The following is a 1549-nucleotide window of genomic DNA, read 5'->3' as shown; positions in this document are numbered from 1 at the left end:
AAACAGACAGATGGATTGTACATCTGTCTATAATCCTATATAATGATGAATGGTTATGCTACCCTGTATAGAAAACTTACTGACGCCTGAGGTTTGACTTTCCGAGGGTCTCGACGCCCAGGTCTTATTGGTAATATATGTTTTTCTATCAGTTTAACCACATCAGGTGGACGAAGTTTCCGTTTGCGTCGCAGATATTCTCTGCAAATGTAAATGGCAATAGTAAAGTTCACCTGATTTTTCTTACTTATATTTTCTGTGTGTTCAACTACATATGTTGTAATTAATTCGCAGTAATTATATAAGGTCAATCTTGCAAATATTTCTTGCTTTATGTAATCCACTTTTTTGGCATGAAAACTAGTTAGCCCTATAGCATATTTCAATTCACGAAATGATGTTTCTATGCCCCATCTTAAGTGATATAATTCCTTAAGTTTTTCTGCCGAAAAGCAAAAACGGTCCAAGTTTGTAATTACCGTTTCATAGGAATCATCTGCTATTTTAAACCTTGCAATTCTAAAGGAGATAGGATAATCCTCTTTGCTTCCTATTGGAAGATAATCAAAGGTTTGTACTGTTGGCATGAATTTATATCCTGCTTGTTTCTTTGACTTAGTTTGATTTCGTGTCAGAATCAGATTGATATCCATATCAAAAACTGCCGTTTGTGGAAGTTCTAAGCCTGATGCAATGCCATTGCTGTGAACATCTTTTATTCTAATCAAAAATTTCCAGCCTTTTTCTATTGCGTGAGACATAATGTTATAGTTTTCATATCCTCTATCAGCAATTAATATAACTTTGTCCAATGTCACCCTTTCTATCATTTGAATGCATGCTCTGTGTTCTTGATACGTAGAGGCAGTTTGAACCAATGCATCAATATAAGTTCTGTTTAAAACATCATACAGGGCATTTAGATGTAAGTGATTACCGGTTGCACCAAGTTGATTTGATTTCCAAAGAGTTTCCGGGTCGTTTAGATTCGGTGCAATAGTTAGATTGCTGCCATCGCAAGCCAAAAGTTGATATCCCTCATATAAGTTTTTTGTTTGAGCATTTTCTTCTGTAAACGCATGAAATAAGTATTCAAATGCTTCTGGTAGAATTTTAGCCCGCTGCTGTGTATACGCTGAAACAGTAGGAGCATTCACATCAAAATCGAAAAAATCCAAGAGTTCTTTATTCAGCGTGCAACCGCCGGAATTCATGGTAATGCCAACACATGTCTTAAAATTAATTTTGCGGTTTCTTGAAAAATCAGTATCTGGATTTTTCAAGAACAAAGATGGATTTCTTGCCAATTCTGAAATTAGATTTTCTAGTGAAACCGTAACCTTTTCAATATAGTGACTCATAATGTATCCTCCTTGCAATCAAGATATTCCTTAATTACAAGGGCCGCTTTCGCAACCTTAATATATATCGGTAGCGAAAGCGGCCGCACATTCTATCTTGTTTGTCAACTATTTTTACAAAATAAAAAGACTCCTATATTATTTCTAATATAAGAATCTAATTATTTTTCCTTAACTTAATGACATTG

The 1549-nt window shown here is 34.8% G+C and carries 1 protein-coding gene; it reads right to left on the bottom strand.

Annotation, left to right across the window (positions count from 1 at the left end):
• Positions 1-53 precede the first annotated feature (53 nt).
• A complete protein-coding gene (locus DWX73_RS13240) occupies positions 54-1361 on the bottom strand; it encodes an IS4 family transposase (protein WP_055156218.1) in 1308 nt (435 codons plus the stop codon).
• Positions 1362-1549 lie beyond the last annotated feature (188 nt).

The organism is Coprococcus sp. AF21-14LB (assembly GCF_003458885.1).
In the GTDB taxonomy this organism is placed as follows: Bacteria; Bacillota; Clostridia; order Lachnospirales; family Lachnospiraceae; genus UBA9414.
This window is presented reverse-complemented; position numbering and strand designations above follow the sequence as displayed.

Bases quoted from the DNA above. Each gene is read 5' to 3' on its own strand.
- DWX73_RS13240 (WP_055156218.1), bottom strand. From the start codon at position 1,361: ATGAGTCACTATATTGAAAAGGTTACGGTTTCACTAGAAAATCTAATT.